The organism is Acinetobacter seifertii (genome assembly GCF_016064815.1).
In the GTDB taxonomy this organism is placed as follows: domain Bacteria; phylum Pseudomonadota; class Gammaproteobacteria; order Pseudomonadales; family Moraxellaceae; genus Acinetobacter; species Acinetobacter seifertii.
The window spans coordinates 2,509,550-2,526,577 of sequence record NZ_CP065820.1 but is presented as its reverse complement, the minus strand read 5'-3'; the positions used below and the strand labels follow the sequence as shown (position 1 = coordinate 2,526,577).

At 39.5% G+C, this 17,028-nt stretch carries 15 protein-coding genes; 8 read left to right on the top strand and 7 right to left on the bottom strand.

Features of this window, described 5'->3' with window-relative positions:
- Positions 1-152 precede the first annotated feature (152 nt).
- Positions 153-1,094 carry a LysR family transcriptional regulator gene (locus I8T81_RS11710; protein ID WP_086266185.1) on the top strand — a complete coding sequence of 314 codons (942 nt, stop codon included), beginning with the start codon at positions 153-155 and terminating at the stop codon, positions 1,092-1,094.
- A gap of 251 nt (positions 1,095-1,345) precedes the next feature.
- Here I8T81_RS11710 and I8T81_RS11705 read toward each other — a convergent pair whose 3' ends face one another.
- From I8T81_RS11705 to I8T81_RS11685, 5 genes are read right to left on the bottom strand one after another with little or no spacing between them, the layout of a single operon-like run.
- Positions 1,346-2,248, bottom strand: a complete 903-nt coding sequence (locus I8T81_RS11705) for a hydroxymethylglutaryl-CoA lyase (RefSeq protein WP_198071241.1) — start codon at positions 2,246-2,248, stop codon at positions 1,346-1,348.
- On the bottom strand, positions 2,245-4,236 hold the full coding sequence (locus I8T81_RS11700; RefSeq protein WP_198071240.1) for an acetyl/propionyl/methylcrotonyl-CoA carboxylase subunit alpha: 1,992 nt from the start codon (positions 4,234-4,236) through the stop codon (positions 2,245-2,247). The genes I8T81_RS11705 and I8T81_RS11700 overlap by 4 nt, the downstream gene beginning before the upstream one ends.
- Before the next feature lie 11 nt (positions 4,237-4,247).
- Positions 4,248-5,051, bottom strand: a complete 804-nt coding sequence (locus tag I8T81_RS11695) for an enoyl-CoA hydratase/isomerase family protein (protein ID WP_198071239.1) — start codon at positions 5,049-5,051, stop codon at positions 4,248-4,250.
- 9 nt (positions 5,052-5,060) lie between these two features.
- Complete coding sequence (locus I8T81_RS11690; protein ID WP_198071238.1) at positions 5,061-6,662, bottom strand: carboxyl transferase domain-containing protein; 1,602 nt, start codon at positions 6,660-6,662, stop codon at positions 5,061-5,063.
- A gap of 24 nt (positions 6,663-6,686) precedes the next feature.
- Positions 6,687-7,859 (bottom strand): isovaleryl-CoA dehydrogenase, encoded by a 1,173-nt coding sequence (locus tag I8T81_RS11685; RefSeq protein ID WP_198071237.1) that lies wholly within the window; start codon positions 7,857-7,859, stop codon positions 6,687-6,689.
- A gap of 144 nt (positions 7,860-8,003) precedes the next feature.
- Between I8T81_RS11685 and I8T81_RS11680 the strand changes: the two genes are divergently transcribed.
- The 4 genes from I8T81_RS11680 to I8T81_RS11665 all read left to right on the top strand — a co-directional run bounded on the left by I8T81_RS11680 (position 8,004) and on the right by I8T81_RS11665 (position 12,697).
- Positions 8,004-8,621, top strand: coding sequence for a TetR/AcrR family transcriptional regulator (locus I8T81_RS11680; protein ID WP_000120687.1), 618 nt, complete (start codon positions 8,004-8,006; stop codon positions 8,619-8,621).
- 112 nt (positions 8,622-8,733) lie between these two features.
- Positions 8,734-10,428, top strand: a complete 1,695-nt coding sequence (locus I8T81_RS11675; RefSeq protein WP_198071236.1) for an AMP-binding protein — start codon at positions 8,734-8,736, stop codon at positions 10,426-10,428.
- 71 nt (positions 10,429-10,499) lie between these two features.
- Positions 10,500-11,171 carry an SAM-dependent methyltransferase gene (locus I8T81_RS11670; protein WP_198071235.1) on the top strand — a complete coding sequence of 224 codons (672 nt, stop codon included), beginning with the start codon at positions 10,500-10,502 and terminating at the stop codon, positions 11,169-11,171.
- Positions 11,172-11,413: 242 nt separating this feature from the next.
- Positions 11,414-12,697, top strand: coding sequence for a DcaP family trimeric outer membrane transporter (locus I8T81_RS11665; RefSeq protein ID WP_198072774.1), 1,284 nt, complete (start codon positions 11,414-11,416; stop codon positions 12,695-12,697).
- Positions 12,698-12,742: 45 nt separating this feature from the next.
- Here the strand turns inward: I8T81_RS11665 and I8T81_RS11660 are convergent, their stop codons facing one another.
- Entirely contained in the window at positions 12,743-13,981 is a 1,239-nt protein-coding gene (locus I8T81_RS11660) for an SGNH/GDSL hydrolase family protein (RefSeq protein ID WP_198071234.1), read from the bottom strand.
- Positions 13,982-14,092: 111 nt separating this feature from the next.
- On the opposite strand from I8T81_RS11660, the gene I8T81_RS11655 reads away from it, so the two are divergent.
- Complete coding sequence (locus tag I8T81_RS11655) at positions 14,093-14,998, top strand: LysR family transcriptional regulator (RefSeq protein WP_198071233.1); 906 nt, start codon at positions 14,093-14,095, stop codon at positions 14,996-14,998.
- A 4-nt stretch (positions 14,999-15,002) separates the two neighbouring features.
- On the opposite strand, the gene I8T81_RS11650 is transcribed toward I8T81_RS11655, so the two are convergent.
- Positions 15,003-15,290: a hypothetical protein gene (locus I8T81_RS11650; protein WP_019457659.1), complete on the bottom strand. Its 288-nt coding sequence runs from the start codon at positions 15,288-15,290 to the stop codon at positions 15,003-15,005.
- An 896-nt stretch (positions 15,291-16,186) separates the two neighbouring features.
- Here I8T81_RS11650 and I8T81_RS11645 point away from each other — a divergent pair.
- Together I8T81_RS11645 and I8T81_RS11640 are read left to right on the top strand one after the other, a co-directional pair.
- A complete protein-coding gene (locus I8T81_RS11645) occupies positions 16,187-16,333 on the top strand; it encodes a hypothetical protein (RefSeq protein WP_191028414.1) in 147 nt (48 codons plus the stop codon).
- Between the two features lie 266 nt (positions 16,334-16,599).
- On the top strand, positions 16,600-17,028 hold the full coding sequence (locus I8T81_RS11640; RefSeq protein ID WP_004702333.1) for a hypothetical protein: 429 nt from the start codon (positions 16,600-16,602) through the stop codon (positions 17,026-17,028).

Below are 17,028 nucleotides of genomic sequence, written 5' to 3'. Positions count from 1 at the left end.
TCCAGTTGAATATTTGGAGCAAGTGACATACGAAATAAAAAAGATCGGTTCCTCTTCTTAAAAAGAATTAGTGCCAATGTATGTACATTTAGTCATTGTGGTTGAACTAAACTGGTGCAACAATCCGTAATTTAGGAAAACATATTTACGTTATGCGCAAAAATCTCGATGGTGGACTATTGCATGCAATGCATGCATTCCTGAAAGTGATTGATAGCGGGAGTTTCACAGCAGCAGCTGAGCAGATGGATCTGACCACAGCACAGGTTTCACGTCTTATCAGCGAGCTAGAAACACGCTTAGGTACAAAATTAATACAACGCTCAACGCGCCAGCAGGCACTGACCGATATTGGTGCGACTTATGCAGAGCGCTGTCGCCAAGTCATTTCAATGGTGGATGAAGCAGAATCAGAAGTAACAGGAACGGCATCTAAACCGAAAGGACGTTTGCGGGTATTAAGCATGGGAAGCTTTGGGCATCATTATGTTTTTCCTGTCATGGCTGAGTTTTGTAAGCATTATCCTGAATTAACTGTGGAATATACGACCTCACAATACGTTCCGGACCTGTTGGCAAAAGGGGTCGATGTCAGCTTGTATCTGACCGAATCCTTAACAGACTCTCGGTTTGTTGCACGCAGAATTGGCACTATTTTTTCTGTTTTATGTGCTTCACCTGCTTACCTCGAAAAACATGGGGTACCTGAGTCCCCCGAAGACTTAAAAAACCATGCCTGTTTACGCTTAGTAAACCCATCTATTACACCAGATTGGCACTTATTAAATGCAAAGGGTGAATCTTACCAAATTGATACTGGCGGGCAACTCATTGCAGATAACCCTGAGTTATTGTTAGATGTGGTGCAACAAGATATGGGCGTGGCATTATTGCCGATGTTTTCGGCTTTAGATGCAGTTCAAAATGGAAGATTATGTCATATCTTGCCAGAGTGGCGTTCACCTGATATCGGGGTTTATACCTTATTGCCTTCACGCCACTTTATTGATGCAAAAACACGTGCATGGCTAGATTGGGTGGAAGAACATATTTCTCCAAGAATTGAAATGGATGCATCTTATTTTTATAAATAATGAGATAAATTTTTTAAGGACTAAGATAGAAAAGGATGAAGAATAATACGGATTAGAATAAAAATAGGGTAGAAAATGCTTCTGTTGAGAGAGGCATTTAATACAAAGATAAATAATAGATTTAAAAAAAAATTGCATGAGGAACTTAGTCCCAATTTCTGAACGAAATGAGATAAAGATGAGATAGGATGATCTGGTACTCAGCCTAATATTAAGCTTTATACCAGATGCTGAGCTATTTTAATTTATGACTACGCACACTTGGTTTGCCAATAAGCATTTGCATAATTCGACAAGCTTTTTCGGTTTAATACATTGCTAATATTTTGGCTGGCTTGCATCAGTTTTTCTAAGTCAATGCCCGTTTGAAAGCCCATGTGTGACAGCAAATAAAATAGATCTTCGGTCGATACATTGCCAGAAGCACCTTTGGCATACGGGCAACCACCGAGTCCTGCAAGGGACGAGTCAAAAACACGAATGCCTTGCTGCAAAGACTGATAAATATTGGCAATTGCCATGCCGTAGGTGTTGTGGAAATGTCCAGCTAAAACCTTACTATCGAGTTCAGCAAGGCAGGCTTGCCAAACCTTTTGAACGCGATCTGGTGTGGCTGTGCCGATGGTTTCACCTAAAGACACTTCATAGCAGCCCATGTCATAGAGTCGTTTAACAACTTTTACCACTTGTTCAGGAGCAATTGCACCTTCATATGGACAATCGACTATACAAGAGACATAACCACGCACACGGATGTTATGTGTTTTTGCTGCACTCAGGACATCGCTAAACTTCTCAAAGCTCTCATCGATTGAGCAGTTAATATTTTTACGGGTAAAGCTTTCAGAAGCTGCGGTAAACACCGCAACCTCTTTGCATCCTACCGCTTGAGCAGTTTCAAAACCTTTGATATTGGGGGTGAGTAGGCTAAATTGCACATCGGTTGTTTGGGGTAACAGCTTAAATAGCTTGTCACTTTGAGCCATTTGCGGCACCCATTTTGCCGAAACGCATGAACCGACTTCAATCGATTTTAGGCCAGCATTTATCAAGTCATTAATAAAATTTAAGCGCTGTTCGACAGTCAAAGCCTGCTTTTCGTTTTGGAGGCCATCTCTGGGACCGACCTCCACAATTTTGACAAACTCACTCATGCAACTTCCTCCTGCGCAGGCTGAAATTCCACAAGCTCGTCGCCAGCTTTGACTTGATCACCGACTTGGAAATAGGAGTCTACAATTAAGCCGTCTTTAGGGGCACGGATTGTATATTCCATTTTCATGGCTTCAAGCGTCATTAAAATATCGTCTTTCTTCACGCTATGATTTGCACTGACTAGCACTTGTGTGACTACACCTGGCATTGGTGCTTTTAGGTGGCCTTCATCGGCTTGGCTCTCTGCTTGATTAAAGTCTTGGCGAATATAAGCAAACTTATAGCTTTGACCATTTTGGAACAAGGTAATACCTTGCTGACTTTGGTTAAAAGGTAGCTTTTGCTGAGTCCTACCAATTTGAATAGAGGCCGTATGTGCATCAAGCAATTGACCTGAAATCGGGTAGCTTTGGCCGTTATATTCTGCGGTGAAGCCATCTTCATTTGAGGCAAATTTGATTTGGATATTTTGGTTTAAATAATTCAGTTTAATGCTGTGCTGATAAGCAATATTTAAACGCCAAAGTGGCTGAGCTTGCCAAAGCTGTTTTTGGCTTGAGCTGTTATTATTAAGTTGGCTTAAAAACTCAATAAATGCCGCTGCTACCACCAGTTCAGGGTTGATCTCTTCAGGACTAAACAAGAAGTTTTGTTCACGCTGAATCAGGTTGGTATCAAGCTTGGCTTGTTTAAAAGATTCGCTACGTACAATCTTTTCAAGAAAAGCAATGTTGTTGCCTAAGCCATCGACATGGAATTGGCTCAAAGCATTTTGCATTTGAATAAGCGCAGCTTCACGATTTTTTCCCCATACAATGAGTTTAGCAATCATAGGGTCGTAATACGTCGTGATTTCATCGCCTTCAACAATACCGCTGTCTACACGCACATATTGGTTTTGAGTTGGGTAGTGCAAATAGTCAATTTTACCGATGGCAGGTAAAAAGCCTTTTTCAGGTTCTTCAGCGTAAATACGTGCTTCGAGCGCATGTCCGTGAATCTGCAATTCGTTTTGTAGTTTAGGTAAAGGTTCGCCATAAGCCACACGAAGTTGCCATTCGACCAAGTCTTCACCTGTAATCATTTCAGTAACAGGATGTTCGACTTGCAGACGGGTATTCATTTCCATGAAATACGCCGTACCGTCTTGTTCTACAATAAACTCGACCGTACCTGCACCAACATAATTTACGGCGCGTGCAGCATCAATTGCAGCTTGGCGCATTGCATCGAGCTTTTCGCTTGGCATTTGTGGAGCAGGGGCTTCTTCTAGCACTTTTTGGTGACGGCGTTGTACCGAACAATCACGTTCAAACAAATGCACATAGTTGCCATGTGTATCACCAAACACTTGCACTTCAATATGACGCGGTTGAATCACATAACGCTCAATCAAGACATCATCATTACCAAAGCTCGATTTGGCTTCACGTTTACAAGAGGCTAAGGCATGCAGAAAATCTTCACTGCGTTCAACCAGACTCATGCCTTTACCACCGCCGCCAGCACTGGCTTTAATTAAAACAGGATAGCCAATTCGGTCTGCTTGTTGTTTTAAAAAGTCGGCATCTTGGTTGGTTCCGTGATAGCCCGGTGTTAAAGGAACGCCTGCTTTTTCCATTAAAGCTTTAGAAGTTGCTTTTAAGCCCATCGCTAAAATGGCATCCACTGGCGGGCCAATAAAGCAAATGTTGTGTTGTTGGCAAGCGAGTGCAAACTGGTCATTTTCAGAAAGGAAGCCGTAGCCTGGGTGAACCGCTTGGCTACCTGTATCAATCGCCGCTTGAATAATACGATCAACCTGTAAATAACTTTGCGTTGCAGGGGACTGACCAATATAAACCGCTTCATCTGCAATTTTGACGTGTTGTGCATTTGCGTCTGCATCTGAGTAAACGGCAACCGTTCTAATACCTAATTTTTTAGCTGTACGAATTACGCGGCAGGCAATCTCGCCACGGTTCGCAATTAAAATCTTTTCAAACATGATGATCGTCCTTAATTGTTGTTATTCGAGTTAGAAACCCAAGCAGGCTGCTGTTTATTTAAAAAGGCACTCAGACCTTCTTTTGCCTCACTGCCTTGACGAACTTGAGCAATATGATGTGCTGTCTGTTGGAGCAAGTCATTGCTCATGGTCTGGTTGCTCACCATTTGAATGAGTTGTTTGGAGGCCGTTTGAGCGTGCGGGCCACCGAGTAATAGAGCATCAATAATTTCTTGAACTTTTTTATCTAAGTCTTCGGCATCTGCTACTTCGTGGGCCAAGCCAATTTGTTTGGCTTCACGTGCTGAAATCCGTTCGGCAGTTAAGAAGTAACGGGAAGCTTGTCTTGCACCAATCGCACGAATCACATAAGGACTAATGGTAGATGGAGCAAGACCTAAACGAACTTCAGAGGTTGCAAACTTGGCATCAGTGCTGGCAATGCAAATATCACATGCCGACGCTAAGCCCATACCGCCGCCAAAGGCAATGCCATGCACGCGGGCAATAGTCGGTTGTTTAAGTGTTGCAAGTGCATCAAGCATTTGCGCAAGTTTTAATGCATCTGCTTCATTTTCTGCTGAAGATGCCTGACCTGCCTGTTTCATCCAGTTGAGGTCGGCACCTGCCGAAAAGCTTTTACCGCGACCAGCTAAAACCACAACACGAATGTCATCACGTGTATTGATTTGCTTAAAGCAAGTATGCAGTTCTTCAATGACTGTCGTATTAAAAGCATTGTGCAATTCAGGGCGATTCAGCCAAACATAGGCAACCTGACCTTGTTGTTCGAGTTGTAAAAATTGATAACTCATATACACCTCTTACATGCGGAACACGCCAAATTTGGTTGGCAGGATTGGGGCATTCATGGCCGCAGCCAAACTTAAACCAAGTACCTGACGGGTTTGAGCTGGATCAATTACGCCATCATCCCAAAGGCGGGCAGACGCATAGTATGGATGGCCTTGACGCTCGTATTGTTCACGAATCGGTTGTTTAAACTCGTCTTCTTCTTGCGCTGACCACTCGGCACCTTTTTGCTCAATCTGGTCACGTTTTAAAGTCGAAAGTACGCTCGCTGCTTGTTCGCCGCCCATTACTGAAATACGAGAGTTCGGCCAAGTCCATAAAAAGCGTGGTGAATAAGCGCGGCCACACATACCGTAGTTACCTGCACCAAATGAACCACCAATAATCAGGGTGAGTTTAGGTACATTTGCAGTGGCAACTGCCATCACTAGTTTAGCGCCGTGTTTGGCAATCCCTTCATTTTCATACTGGCGACCAACCATAAAGCCAGTAATGTTTTGTATAAATAACAATGGAATATTGCGCTGTGTGCACAGTTCAATAAAGTGCGCACCTTTTTGTGCAGACTCAGAAAATAAAATCCCGTTATTTGCAATAATGCCGACTGGCATACCATAGAGTGAAGCGAAACCGGTAATGAGTGTTGAACCAAAGCGTGCTTTGAACTCATCAAAACGAGAGCCGTCTACAATACGGGCAATCACTTCACGCACATCGAAAGGTTTACGCGCATCACTTGGAACCACGCCATAGAGTTCCGATGCATCAAATAATGGTTCATCAACTTGTTTATTTAAGTCGTTTGGCTTTTTATTTAAGTTCGCAACAATGTTTCGTGCAATCGCAATCGCATGTTCATCATTTTCAGCTAAGTGGTCAGCTACACCTGAAAGACGTGTGTGGACATCGCCACCGCCTAAATCTTCACTGCTTACCACTTCGCCAGTTGCAGCTTTTACCAAAGGAGGGCCGCCTAAGAAAATTGTACCTTGATTACGGACAATAATCGTTTCATCAGACATGGCAGGTACATAAGCACCACCTGCGGTACAACTACCCATCACCACGGCAATTTGAGCAATACCTAGGCTCGACATACGTGCTTGATTATAGAAAATACGCCCGAAGTGATCACGGTCTGGGAAAACTTCATCTTGCATTGGTAAATAAGCACCGCCTGAATCTACCAAATAAATACAAGGCAGGTGATTTTGTTCAGCAATTTCTTGTGCGCGTAAATGCTTTTTAACTGTAAGGGGATAATACGTTCCGCCTTTAACCGTTGCATCGTTAGCAACAATCATGCAAGTGATGCCGTTGACTTGACCAACACCTGCAATCACTCCCGCGGCAGGAACATCATCTTCATAAACGTTGTACGCTGCCAATTGACCAATTTCTAAAAATGCCGTGCCGATATCAATCAGTTGGTCAATACGTTCACGGGGTAAAAGTTTACCTCTAGCCAAATGTTTTTGACGGGCATTTTCACCGCCACCTAAAGCAATACGCTGGGCAACTTGTTTTAGATCTGTGACCAATGTTTGCATGGCTTGCTGGTTTGTTTTGAAGTCTTCGCTTCGAACATTAATCTTGCTTTGTAATTGGTTCATAAGATGCGTCCTTATTTATAATTATTATTTGGTTTCATTGAAAAGTTCGCGACCAATCAGCATGCGGCGAATTTCAGAAGTTCCCGCGCCAATTTCATAAAGTTTTGCATCGCGCCATAAACGGCCAGCAGGGAATTCATTGATATAACCGTTGCCACCTAAAGTCTGAATGGCTTCACCTGCCATCCAAGTTGCTTTTTCGGCAGCATATAAAATGGCACTTGCGGCATCTTTGCGTAAACTGCGGTCATGATCCGCTTTGTCACAGGCAGCACCAACAGCATAAACGAGCGCTTTACATGCCAACCAAGTTGAATACATATCGGCAAGTTTGCCTTGCATAAGTTGGAATTCACCTAACGCCTGACCAAACTGTTCGCGTTGATGTAAATAAGGAATGACCACATCTAGACAGGCATCCATAATGCCTAAAGGTCCGGCACTTAAAACTGCTCGTTCATAGTCCAAACCACTCATCAGTACTTTTGTACCGTTACCGACACCGCCGAGTACGTTTTCAGCAGGCACTTCCACATTGTCAAAGAACAGCGGATAAGTATTAGAGCCACGCATACCGAGTTTGTCTAAATGGTTGCCGTGACTAAAGCCTTTCATGCTTTTTTCAATCAAGAATGCGGTCATGCCTTTCGCGCCAGCTTGCGGATCAGTTTTAGCGTAAACCACGAGTACATCTGCATCACCGCCGTTAGTGATCCACATTTTTGAACCATTTAAAACGTAGTGATCACCTTTTTGTTCAGCACGTAATTTCATGCTGACCACATCAGAACCCGCATTCGGTTCAGACATTGCAAGGGCACCCACATATTCACCAGAAATCAATTTTGGTAAATACTTTTGTTTTTGTTGCTCATTACCGTTACGGTTAATCTGGTTTACACATAAATTAGAATGAGCTCCATAAGAAAGACCAATGGCTGCCGAAGCACGAGAAATTTCTTGCATAGCAATAATATGAGCTAAATAACCCATATTGGCACCGCCATATTCTTCAGAAACTGTCATGCCTAAAAGGCCCATATCTCCGAATTTTTTCCAGAGATGTGCAGGGAATTTGTTGTCTTGATCAACTTGTTGGGCAATTGGTGCAATTTCCTTTGCACAAAAAGCGGCTACCGAATCTTGAAGCGCAATTAAAGTTTCATCTAGACCGAAATTCAAGCTGCGTAGGTTCATGATATTTTCATCCTATTGGTTATATTTGTTGTCCATAAAATATTTTGTGGGTATTTGATAATTACCATACAATGATTTTTTGAAAAAGTGAATACAGATTCATAAAATGATTTACAATTCATTTTATTTGTTAGAGAATAAATTATGAGCTATAAACGATCATCTTTAATGCAGGAGCGGATGGAGCAAAATCGTAAATCGATTTTGAATTCAGCCAGAAAAATAATTTCAGAAGGAGGATTTAAGGACGCACAAATACAAACAATTGCAGAGCAAGCGGGTGTATCTAGTGGACTGGTTTATCGCTACTTCGATAATAAAAGCCAAGTGCTAATAGAGGTTTTGTCTGATGCCATTAATACAGAGCTATTGGTCATCGATTCGATTACCGAAAGTGACTTATCGGCAAAGCAGAAATTACACAAGGCGGTGGCTACCTTTGTAAAACGGGCACTGAATAGTCCTCAGCTTGCGTATTCACTCATGTTTGAACCCGTCGATTCAACGGTTGAACATGAGCGTTTTCGTGTGAAGCAATTGATTAAACAAAGTATTAAAAAAATACTTGCGGATGGAAATGCAAGCGGTGAGTTTGTCTTGGATGATTTAAACACAGCAGCACTTTGTGTAGTCGGTGCTATGACTTATGTGGTGGTTGAACCCCTAGACCCAGCTCAAAATACAAAGTTTGATCATGCGCATAAAGACTATTTTTCAAAACAGATTGCTGACTTTTGTGTGGATGCTGTGCAGAAGAAATAGGGCATATAAAGGATATAAAACAACACAAAATAAGTAGTTTGGAAAAGTAGTTGCAGTAACAACAATTAGATCAGGTAAGAAGAGAATTAAAAGAATCAAGGAGAATGATTCAATGCAACAAGAACGGTTAAGCTACGCCTCGGGACCAAGCACACAGCCCTTATTGGGTATGACCATTGGTGAACAATTTGATCAGGCTTGTCGGCAATATGCTGAAAAGGAAGCAATCGTTAGTTTTCATCAAAACAGACGATTAACCTATAAAGCTTTACAGGATGAAGTAAATGCTTTTGCTTGTAGCCTTTTAAAATTGGGATTAAAAAAAGGAGATCGATTAGCCATCTGGTCGCCTAACTGTGTGGAATGGACAGTTACCCAATTTGCAGCTTTTAAAGCAGGGATTATTTTAGTCAACCTGAATACAGCTTATAAGAGCCATGAACTTGAATATGTGTTGAATAAAGTCTCATGCAAAGGATTGATTATTGCTTCTCAATTCAAAACCACTGATTACCAAGAATTACTGACAAAAATTGCTCCTGAGTTAACCAACAGTCCAGATAAAGTGCTGAATTCAGCGCGACTACCACATTTAAAATTTGTCATTAAAATTGATGACCAACAACATACGGGTATTTATCGCTTTAATGATTTAGTCACTACACCAACTTCTGAGCAGCTTGAACAATTAAAACGATTAACCAAGCAGCTCCAGTTTGATGAAACCATTAATATTCAATTTACCTCAGGTACAACAGGTAACCCTAAAGGGACTATGTTGACCCACCATAATATTTTAAATAATGGTTATTTTGTCGGTGAAGGGATACGTTTAACCCCTCAAGATAAAGTCTGTATTTCTGTACCGTTATTTCATTGTTTTGGCATGGTCATGGGGAATTTAGCCTGCGTTACACATGGTTCAACCATGGTCTACCCATCGGCGGTATTTAATCCTTTAGAAACTTTAAAAGCGATTCATCAAGAACGTTGTACGGCAGCTTATGGCGTGCCAACCATGTTTATTGCCACCTTAGAACATGAGCAATTTAATGAGTTTGATTTATCGAGCTTAAGAACAGGAATTATGGCAGGCAGTCCTTGTCCACGTGAAATTATGCAACGTGTCATAGACCGAATGCATATGTCGGAAATTACCATTTGTTATGGTATGACCGAAACCTCGCCAGTGAGTGTACAAAGCTCGGTAAACGATTCAATCGATAAACGGGTAAGCACAGTTGGGCATGTTCATCCGCATGTTGAAATTAAAATTGTCGATTTAGAAGGACAAATTGTTCCGCAAGGCACATTGGGTGAGTTATGCGTTCGTGGTTATTCAGTGATGGCGGGTTATTGGGGTGAAGAAGAAAAGACCAAAGAGGTCATTGATTCAGCTGGCTGGATGCATACGGGTGATATTGCCGAAATGGACCAAGACGGTTTTATTAAAATTAAAGGCCGTATTAAAGATGTAGTGATTCGGGGCGGAGAAAATCTCTTTCCAAAAGAAATTGAAGACTTTTTATATACCCATCCAGATGTAAGTGATGTGCAGGTCATTGGCTTGCCAGATGCGAAATATGGTGAAGAACTTTGCGCATGCATTATTTTGCATGAACATCATCAAATTGATGAAGACAGCATTCGCCAGTTCTGCAAAGAGCACATTTCTCATAATAAAGTACCGCGCTATGTCCGATTCTTTAATGAGTTTCCAATGACTGCTTCAGGCAAAGCACAAAAGTTTAAATTGCAGGAAATTATGCGAGCTGAACTTAACTTAACTGGGAATGTCTTTGATTAAAGAAGTCGGAAGCCCGTTCAAAGTGCAGCAAACTATAAATTTAAAGGTAGTTTAAGTAGGAATAAAACAAAATGGCAAAAGACTTTAATAGCCCAAAAGTAGTCGAAGGATATGACGAACATATTCGTAAATTAATTCCAGGTTATGAAGCCATCCATTTACAGGTGGATGCCATTTTACAATCTGTGTTGAAACCTAATGCTCATATTTTAATTGTAGGCTGTGGTACGGGTTATGAACTCGAATATTTACTTAAAAGACATCCTGACTGGAAATTTACAGCAGTTGACCCATCTTTAACCATGCTGCAAAAAGCTCAGGAACAGGTTGAACTTTTAGATAAATCTTCACAAGTGACTTTTATTCATGGTGATACTTCAGCACTGCCTTTGGAAGCATGTTTCGATGCTGCATTGTCTATTCTTGTGGCGCATTTCGTTGCCGATGATATAAAGCCTACTTTCTTTAAAGATATTTATGATCGTTTAAAAGAAAAAGCAGTTTTGCTTACTTATGACCTCATGACCTGTATAAACCCAATGCAACTTCAAGCATTGCGTTATTTGTGCTTGGCACAAGGTCTAACAGAAGAACAGTGTCAAAAAATGTTAGGGCGTATGGCGCAAGACTTTTTTAGCCTAACCACTGAGGGGTATATAAAACTTTTGGAAAAAACTGGCTTTGAAAGCATACAGCCTTATACGCAAATTTTGACTTATCAGGGGTTTATTGCAAAAAAATAATACTATTGGGGAATATAAATAAGGTCTTAAAACCGAATATTCTCAATGTGGATGAGAATATAAAAATGAAAAATTAAATAGTCGCTTTTACTGCTTTAGGGAGGATAGGACTAAAAATATGAGGGAAGGTCTTTCTTGTGAAAGAAAGGCAAATTTTTAAGGATCTATTTTAGATAGTTACATAACAAAAAGGATGTCGAGATCTTTAAGTCTGTTTTAAAGGTCTAAAGGAAAATTTCATGATGAAAGTTTTAAATACAATGGTTCAAAAAAGCCTATTAGCGGTTTCTGTGTCTTTACTTATGTCTTCTGCTTTTGCGGGGCAAGTAAACCCTGAAATAGAGCAACTTCGCCAAGAAGTAAACGAATTAAGGGCAATACTACAGGCAGATATACAAACTCAGAAATCTTTAACCCAAGAAAAAGTAGAACAAGTCACACCTGTCGTTACCCCAGCTCCGCAATCTATACAACAAGTACTAACTAAATCGGGTACAGAATTTAACTTATATGGATATATACGGGCAGATGCTTCTTATCAAATTAAGGGTGCATCTACCATGTATAACAATATTAGCGGGGTTCCACTTGAACATACGCCAGAAGAATCTGCTCAGAAGGACCAATTGCACAGTACGGTTTATGTGACCCGTTTCGGATTGAATTTTAAAACACCGACAACTGCTGGCGATGTGGGTGGAAAACTGGAAATGGACTTTTTTGGGGCTGCTACTCGTGATCAGTTTCGGATACGCCATGCTTATTTAACCTTTGATAAATGGTTGATTGGTCAAACATGGTCGACATTCATTGCACCAGAATATTACCCAGAAACGATTGATGCAGGTACATTTGTAGGCAGTGCCTTACTTAGATCGCCAATGGTTCGCTATAGCGATAATTTAACGGCAAATACAAGTTTTGCAGTATCAGTTGAAGATCCGAAATATACTGCGGCAACAGACCCAGATAATAAAATGCGTTTACCTGCTTTAGTGGGGCGTTTAAATCATAAATTTACCAATGGTTCGATGCTTTCAGGCCGTAGTTTTGTTGCAGAAAAAAGAACCAATAATGACAGTGAATGGGCTTGGGGCATAGGTTTCGGCGGTAAATACCAAATGACACCAGATACTTTACTCAAGGCAGATTATTACCATGTCAAAGGCGATGGACGTTTCTTATTGTGGAGCAATAGTGGCTATGCAATAGATGATCAAAACAACATGCATAGCAATGAATTTGATACGGTGTCTTTGGGGGTAACTCATCAATTTACACCGAAAATTCGCTCGACTTTAGCGTATGGTTATATGAAGGCCAAAGATGATAACCGTTTTGCCGAATTACAGCACAATAGCACGACTCAAAACAAACAGCTTTGGCAGGGCTGGGTAAATGCGATGTATAACCCGTACAAACCAATTACCTTAGGTGTTGAGTATGTATATGGTGAACGAGAAACTTTTGATGGTCGTAACGGGATTGATAACCGCTTCAACATGATAGCGAGTTATGACTTCTAAATAGCTATTCCCATCAGATGAAAGGCTCACCTGATGGGGCAATCATTAATTTTTAATAATCTGGTTTAACTGTACCAATTCAGCCATATGCTGATTGCCACGATCATTGGGGTGTAAATGATCTCCTGAATCATAAATTGGATTTAACCGATCAGGATGTTTTGGATCTTTTAAGCCGTTATCAAGATCAAGTACACCATCAAAAGTATGACTGGTTCTTATCCATTGGTTAATGCGCTGACGTAATTGATCTTTGTTGGGTTGATAGTAATTATCTAAAGGCGTATTGGGTAGAGCACCAGAGAACGGAAGTAAGGTTGCGCCAATCACCTGAATACCCTGTTTGTGAGCTTCTCTCACAATACATTGATAACCTTCAGTTAAGGCTTCAAAAGAAGGTATTTGCTGTTTAGGAGCAAAGGCTGTACCTGGCCATGAAATGTCATTGATACCAATCAAAACAATTAAAGTTTTAACTCCTGAATATTGAAATACTTCACTGTTTAAACGTTTTAAAGCACTGTCACCCATACCGTCTGTAAGTAGTCGATTTCCTGAAATTCCGCTATTAATCACGGCTACTTGGTGTGCTGATAAACGTTTCGCTAAAAAATCGGTCCATCTCGTATTTGCATCTAAGGTTGCAGTGGCTCCATCGGTAATTGAGTCTCCAATAACAGCAACCACTTGAGCTTTCTGTTTGGGTTTTACCTCGATTGCTGATAATAATAATCGCGCCGTTGTTGTTTTGGCATCAGTTGGCGTAGTTAAATTTATTGTCTGATTTCCCTTAATGAGCCAACTGGTTTGTTTCGCATCCCAATGGAAAGTTTTAAACGTTGTTGGTTTTTGGATAAAGCTATTTACCACCAATTGAGTATGGTCGGGAACAGCTAACTCGATTGGATCACTCACCAGTTGTTTGCCCGGTAAAATTTTTGCTTTAAGTTGACCAGAAAAATAAACAGGATAGGTGCTCTTATATTTCAGGCTTGCTGCGTTCACTAAACCAATTGTTGTTTGATCTATATAAAGTGGCTGCTCGCCATATTGATTGATAAAAACAAGCCGAACAGCTTCACCACCTAAACTAATTTGGCTGATTTGTTTGATGGTCTGATTCGTTATTTGCTCTGGAATATTGGTCGGGAAAACGAAGTCTTTATTCCAGACTTTTTGAGGACTCGCAGACCAAGTGGTAATCCACTGATGCTTTGGTACTTCAGCTTGTGTAACGCTCGTAAATAAAGTCAAAGAAAATAGGGTGGCTTGATAAAGTTTCATCTCGTGAACTCTTTAAAACGAATTAAAGTTATCTTGAAATAAATTGATGCCTTGTTATAGCGGGCTAAGCGGAATAAGATTTGTGAGTACAATTCATAAATAAATTTTGTTATGGCTTATTTTGATATTAATCGATCTGGCGAGTTGGCAATTTTTATACGTGTGGTCGAGCTTGGAAGTTTTTCAGCCGTTGCAAGAGCTTATGACATGACGCCATCTGCGGTCAGTAAGTTAATTTCTCGGTTGGAAAAAAGACTTGGCGTCAGGTTATTGAACCGTTCAACACGTCAGTTTCAGCTGACGAGTGAAGGATGCCAGTTTTATGAGCAAGGTCTTCAAATACTCAATAGCTTAGATGAACTAGAACAATCCGTTACCGCAAATCATATACCACAAGGGCGAATCAGAATTCATACCAGTCTTTCATATTGGACGCATTTTTTATTGCCTTGTATTTCTCGGTTTAACGAGTGCTATCCACAAATTGAGTTAGAGGCTCATTTGAGTGACGAAGTGATTAATTTGGTTGAGCAAAGAATTGATGTTGCAATTCGGACAGGACCATTAAAAAGTTCCAATTTGGTGGCTCGCTCACTCGGAAGCACGCAGAAACATTACGTCTGTTCACCTGCATATATTGAAAAGTATGGTTGTCCCCAACATCCAGATGAACTGCATGAACATCAGCTTTTAGATGTAAGCTATCAGCGCCAGAACAAAACTTGGCTATTTAAAAAAGCAGATCAGGAAATTAACCTAGCACCCTCAAAGATGTTAAAAGTAAACAACGGTGAAGCTATTTTACAATTGGCCCTTGCAGATGTAGGTATTGCTCAGCTTAATAAATTTCAAATTCAAAACGCATTACAGCAAAAACAACTCGTTAAAATTCTTGAAGACTGGAATATCAAAGCTTTTGAAGAATTTCATGCTGTTTGGATTGGTCATGATAAATATGTCCCTAAACGTGTACGTGTATTTTTAGATTTTCTGGTAGAGCATGCCGTTATAAGTTAGATAGCTATTTTCTAGCACTAAATTGGCACTGTCGCATTGTTGTATTCATGGTGTCTACAAAGTTCATTTTAGCATCAATATTCTGCAAACTCACTTTTGGTAAGTTTTCAACAAATTGTGGTGAATAATGTTGTTCTAAAGAGTTATAAATACAATTACATTGTGAAAGGTCATGTCCTGCCCAAACACAATGTGCATTAAATTCTTTTTTGCTCAATGGTCTGCATCCTATTAAATTTAAAACACTTATCGCAAGCAGGCTCACCAGAACAAAACGACGGAGAAAAAACATTATTGTTACTCTGCATAGGTTGTTGTTATCGCTAAGTGATGTTGATAGAAGTTCTTATCTTTATGCGGTTTTTTTGAATACATAAAACTCTTACCTAAACTTATATAGATGGGTAGGTAAAAGGATTAAATAAACAATTTTTGAACTCTATATTAGGTTTTTATTTTAGAGAGATGTGAGGGGCGATCTCTAAAAAATGCCTGAATAAGTAAAAGATGTCGAATATAAATATGATTAATAAAAGAATTTAAAAAATATAAAATAATAGTCATGAGTGACTCCTTGATTAAAGAAGTTACGCCCATTCATTGCTAATCATTATGGTGGTGAAACGAAAGAGGGTTAGCAGACTGATACCTAAGAAACCAGCACACCCGAAGGTGTCCCACTCTCGTTCCTCCATCAAAGGCACGAGGGGCTTCACACCAAAAAACGTGTTTTTAGTGCACTTAGGTAGACGGTCTGCTAAAACCGACTGACAAAATTGGTCAGCGCGAGCATCATAAGCTGAGCATTAGAGTGGGTCAATTGCAAAAATAAAAGATTGATTTATATAATTTGATATAAATATTTGCCTGTTTTTATTTAGAAAATAGAAAAACTAAAACGCATAACATTAATATAACTTATTTTTATTTTACTTGCGGTGTTGTTTTTTAATCATATATATCAATTATTTATTAATTGTATATTTATATAGTATATGAGTGTCATTAATTGGATGTATTGTTTTGCTAAACTATTTAATAATTCTATTTTTATAATTTGGACTATGGAGTCTATACACTGCATGCCAAAAAATAACCAGAATTTCAATTGCAATAAATATAATTTTACTCATCATATTTTAGGTTTTTACATAAGCTTGCATAATCTACAAAAGTTAAGTGATTTAAATGGTTAGAATCTTTTGTGCAGTGAGTATGGTACTTGTAATAGCTATGGGCGTGAGCGCATGCCAAGACCGCAATTCAAGAAATGATGGAATGCATGGAGCAAGTGATCCAGCAGTACCTCATGATATGAATAGAAATTCACAATAATTAGTTTTCCTTAACAAAGCCTACTTATTAAGTGGGCTTTTTTTATTGTTATTTTATCTAAAAAATATAGCATAATAAAAATTAAATATATGAAAATATAATGTTTATCAGTTATTTATTATCTATTTTCTGCTTGGCAATCTAAGTGTTACTGAATTGTTGTAAAATGAATATATCTTTTCAAAAAGTTAATAAAACAAACACAATAGCTTACTTATATTCATCCAAAATTCATTTTAGTAATAATGAACTATAAAGGTAAGGATATGCCCCAATATTTAAAAATAGCTGAGAAAATATATCAAAATGTCAAAGAAAAAAAAGGGTTTACGGATGAGCCGATGGAAGATCTTAACAACTTGATGATCGAACTCAGACATGAAATAAAAGGGACACAGCTAAAGCTTTTATATAATTATATTGATTTCGCTGAGCTGCTAATTAAGCCTTTGCAAGAGTCAAAAATTAAATTGGATTTAAGTCTTATTCCTAAAAGTAAAAATACACAGGAGTTTGTACTCTGGCTTGCTGGTTTTATTGAGCGGATTACTACGGGTGGACAAGAGAAATTACCTCCAATTCGGGCCAAAATTACATTACCAGCTTATGCATATGAGGAAACTTATCCTTCACAGAAAAAGCCGGTAAATAATGGTGAAGAAATAATTGAATATTTTAAGAAAAATCAAAATTGA